7 protein-coding genes are annotated in these 3,878 nt (G+C 61.9%); 3 read left to right on the plus strand and 4 right to left on the minus strand.

What is annotated here, in order from left to right; genetic code table 11:
• Nucleotides 1-161 (minus strand): SDR family NAD(P)-dependent oxidoreductase (locus DIE17_RS36785; protein WP_124524115.1); only part of this gene is annotated, 161 nt, incomplete at its 3' end.
• Nucleotides 162-324: 163 nt separating this feature from the next.
• Here DIE17_RS36785 and DIE17_RS36790 point away from each other — a divergent pair.
• Together DIE17_RS36790 and DIE17_RS36795 are read left to right on the plus strand one after the other, a co-directional pair.
• Nucleotides 325-1,296: an aldo/keto reductase gene (locus DIE17_RS36790; RefSeq protein WP_124524117.1), complete on the plus strand. Its 972-nt coding sequence runs from the start codon at nt 325-327 to the stop codon at nt 1,294-1,296.
• 111 nt (nt 1,297-1,407) lie between these two features.
• A complete protein-coding gene (locus DIE17_RS36795; RefSeq protein ID WP_124489871.1) occupies nt 1,408-2,253 on the plus strand; it encodes a 23S rRNA (adenine(2030)-N(6))-methyltransferase RlmJ in 846 nt (281 codons plus the stop codon).
• 15 nt (nt 2,254-2,268) lie between these two features.
• On the opposite strand, the gene DIE17_RS36800 is transcribed toward DIE17_RS36795, so the two are convergent.
• The 3 genes from DIE17_RS36800 to cueR all read right to left on the minus strand — a co-directional run bounded on the left by DIE17_RS36800 (nt 2,269) and on the right by cueR (nt 3,518).
• Nucleotides 2,269-2,637, minus strand: coding sequence for a hypothetical protein (locus tag DIE17_RS36800; RefSeq protein ID WP_124489870.1), 369 nt, complete (start codon nt 2,635-2,637; stop codon nt 2,269-2,271).
• A gap of 114 nt (nt 2,638-2,751) precedes the next feature.
• A complete protein-coding gene (locus DIE17_RS36805) occupies nt 2,752-2,898 on the minus strand; it encodes a DUF3563 family protein (RefSeq protein ID WP_081053322.1) in 147 nt (48 codons plus the stop codon).
• Between the two features lie 215 nt (nt 2,899-3,113).
• Complete coding sequence (cueR, locus tag DIE17_RS36810; RefSeq protein WP_124524121.1) at nt 3,114-3,518, minus strand: Cu(I)-responsive transcriptional regulator; 405 nt, start codon at nt 3,516-3,518, stop codon at nt 3,114-3,116.
• Between the two features lie 49 nt (nt 3,519-3,567).
• Here cueR and DIE17_RS37755 point away from each other — a divergent pair.
• On the plus strand, nt 3,568-3,878 hold a 311-nt coding region (locus tag DIE17_RS37755), incomplete at its 3' end, for a hypothetical protein (protein WP_221624287.1).

Raw genomic sequence — 3,878 nt, forward strand, 5'->3', positions numbered from 1 at the left:
GCCTTGACGATCTCGTCGGCAACCGCGTTTGCGCCGTCCTGGTTCAGGTCGGCGATCGCCACGGCCGCGCCCGCTTTTGCGAGCTCCAGCGCGATTTCCTTGCCGATGCCGCTTGCGGCGCCCGTGACGACTGCGGTCTTGCCGTTCAGATCTGCTGCCATGTCCGTCTCCTTCCGTTATCGGATCGAAAAAGCGCGCCCCGCTGCATCCGCTTTCGTCGCGATCGTGCAGGTGGAGGCCAGCCGCTATTGTGCACGATCGGCCCCGCCGTTCGCGCGCAAAACGTCTAAGCTTAAGGTCGGTTCAGAGTCGCGGGAGATTCCCATGCACTATCGACGGCTAGGCCGCTCCGGCCTGCAGATCAGCGCGCTTTCGCTCGGCTCGTGGGTCACCTACGGCAACCAGGTCGATCAGCGGGTCGCCCGCGAATGCCTTGCGGCGGCCCGCGATGCGGGCGTCAATTTCTTCGACAACGCCGAGGTCTACGCCAGTGGCAAATCCGAGGAAATCATGGGCCAGGCGCTCAAGTCGCTCGGCTGGCCGCGCGTCAGCTACCTCGTGTCCACGAAGTTCTTCTGGGGGCTCGCGGAAGCGCCGAACCAGTACCACACACTGAACCGGAAATATCTGCTGAACGCGATCGACGGCTCGCTGCGCCGGCTGCAGCTCGACCATGTCGACCTCGTGTACTGCCATCGCCCCGATCCGAACACACCGATCGAGGAGACCGTCTGGGCGATGAGCGACATGATCGTACGCGGCAAGGCGCTGTACTGGGGCACGTCCGAATGGAGCGCCGACGAGATCCGCGCCGCGTACGAGATTGCCGAGCGGCACCATCTGCACAAGCCGGTCGTCGAGCAGCCGCAGTACAACCTGTTCCACCGTACCCGGGTCGAACAGGAATACGCACGGCTCTATCACGACTACGGCCTCGGCCTGACGACCTGGAGCCCGCTGGCATCGGGGCTGCTCACCGGCAAGTACCGGAACGGCGTACCGCCGGGCAGCCGCGCGCAATTGCCGGGCTACGACTGGCTCCGCGAACGGCTGACGGATCCGGTCAGCAACGATGTGGTCGAACGGCTCGGCGAGATCGCGACCGAACTCGGCTGCAGCACCGCCCAGCTCGCGATTGCATGGGTACTCGCGAATCCGCGCGTGAGTTCGGTCATTACGGGCGCCTCGCGAATCGAGCAGATCGGCGACAACATGCGCGCGCTCGACGTTGCCGAGAAACTGACGCCGGAGATCAAGCAACGCATCGAGGAGACCGTCGGCGATGCATACGAGTAAGGCGGCTCACGCCCACTCGCGTACAATACGCGGCCGCATTGGCGCGCGGCCCGACGGCTTCGCGCGATCATCCGTTTTCATCGATTCACCCTTCGTTTCAGGCAGCCAGCCATGCTCAGTTATCGTCACGGTTTTCACGCAGGCAACCACGCGGACGTGCTCAAGCACGCCGTCGTCGTCCAGCTGCTGCGCTACCTGAACAAGAAAGACAAGTCGTACTGGTACATCGACACGCACGCCGGTGCCGGCGTGTATTCGCTGCGCGACGGTTATGCCGCCAAGACAGGGGAATTCGACACCGGCATCGGGCCGCTGTGGAACGAAAAGGACCTGCCCGAAGCGCTCGGCGACTACATCGACGAGGTGCGCGCGCTGAACGACGACGGTGAGCTGCATTACTATCCGGGCTCCCCGTATCTCGCATGGCGATCGATGCGCGAGCAGGACCGGATGCGCCTGTTCGAAATGCACACGACGGAAATCGACGTGTTGCGTCACAACTTCCGCGATGCGGGGCGCCGCGCGATGATTTTCGCCGGTGACGGCTTCGAGGGCATCAAGGCGCTGCTGCCGCCGCCGCCGCGACGCGCGCTCGTGCTGATCGATCCGTCCTATGAGGACAAGAAGGACTACGCGCGCACGGTGACTTGCGTGACGGAATGCCTGAAGCGTTTCGCGACAGGCTGTTACGCGATCTGGTATCCGCAGGTTGCGCGGGTGGAATCGCAGCGTTTTCCGGAGCAGCTCAAGCGCCTGCAGCCGAACAACTGGCTGCACCTGACGCTGACGGTATCGAATCCGCCGGCAGATGGCCTGGGCCTTTACGGCAGCGGAATGTTCATCCTGAATCCGCCGTACACGCTCGCGCAGAGCATGAACGAAGCGCTGCCCTATCTCGTCGAGCGCCTGGGACAGGACAGCGGCGCGCGGTGCCAGATCGAGCACCGCGGAAACTGAGCGAACGGTTTTCCGTTACGGCTGCGGTCTTGGCGCGGGTCTTGGCTGATTGGCCGGCGACCCACCCCAGCCCGGCACATTGATATACGGCGCGACAAACAGCGGGACCGAAGAATTCGGTCCCTGCCCTGCCGGCGCTCGCATGCCTGCGGGCTCAACGATCGGCTCGGACGATAACGGAGCCGTTTGCAACACCAGGCCGCCCTTGCCATCCTGGATCCCGCGTTGCGTATCGAGAATCAGCGGCCTGGACGACGTCGCCGCACCAGCCGCCATGCCGTGAGCGAGCACCGCGGCCCCCAGAAAGAGACGCGCGCGGGAAACGTGACGCACATCGAGACGCAAACGCATGGTCGTGTTCTTCCGGTTGAAAAGCAGGTCCATACCATAGCGCCACGCCGACGATTTCGCCAGATCGGACGCACAAAAAAACAAAGCCCCGTCAACACGGGGCTTGCTTTTCGCTCGGTGCCACACGGCACCTGACGGTGACTCCGATTACAGCGAGTAGCCGTTGGTTTCGAGCGAGCGGATGCGGCTCTCGAGCTGAACGATGTCCGACGACGACGCGAGGTAAGCCTCACGGCGTTCGCGCTCTGCGGATTCGAACCAGTTGCTCAGCTTTTCAACGATGTAGGCGATCATGATGTTCTCCAAGGAAGGGGGACCCCTGGCGAATCGAGATTCAGGGATTTCCCGTATAGGGTTATCCCGAATTATAGCGATGCCGCACCAAGATGCCAGTGAAATGCTTGCATGGAAGCCATTCCAGTTTGGAATGGTTTACGAACTATCTGCTTCAACCCACTGATTTTTAAAGATATTGAATCGAGGCTCCGATTCGGCCTCGAGGATATGCACTAATCTAGTTCACTGACCGGGTCGGCCAGCCGCGCCAAGATCGGGCATTCGGGTCGCCCGTCACCATGGCAGTGCGCGGCGAGATCGGCAAGTGTATTGCGCATGTCGCTCAATTCCGCGATGCGTTTGTCGAGTTCGGCCACGTGTTCGAGGGCGATCGACTTCACTTCGGCGCTGGCGCGGGAGCGGTCTTGCCAGAGCATCAGCAGCTTGCGAATATCCTCGACGAGAAAACCGAGCCGCCGCGCCTGGCGGATGAAACGCAGAATATGGACGTCATCCGAACCGTAGATGCGGTATCCGGCGTCGCTCCGCTTGCTCGGCGCAAGAAGGCCGACCTGCTCGTAGTAGCGGATCATTTTTGCGCTGACGCCGGATTCGCGCGACGCGTCGCCGATATTCATTCCCTGCCCTCTCTCCATCAAGCACTGGTTCGAACACGAAGGTCGACGCATGCATTCGTCGACGACATTTGGATCGTATCAAATCGCGAGATTTCGTTCCTGCCTGGGCAGTGACGGCCGGATCGACCGCAATCCGGATGTCCTTATTGAGGTAGGTGGTGGCTGCGAAATCTGCTGGTTCGGAGCAGCATGCAGCGCGTATCAAGCTGCCCGCCCACTGACGATCACGCCAACACTTGCAGCGATCGCGCATTTCTGCGCTGCAAATGCAAAAACCCCCGCCTTTCGGGCGGGGGTTTCTGGCTTAGGGAGCCTGACGATTACCTACTTTCACACGGGAATCCGCACTATCATCGGCGT

The sequence above is a fragment of the Burkholderia sp. Bp9099 genome, assembly GCF_003857805.1.
GTDB lineage: Bacteria > Pseudomonadota > Gammaproteobacteria > Burkholderiales > Burkholderiaceae > Burkholderia.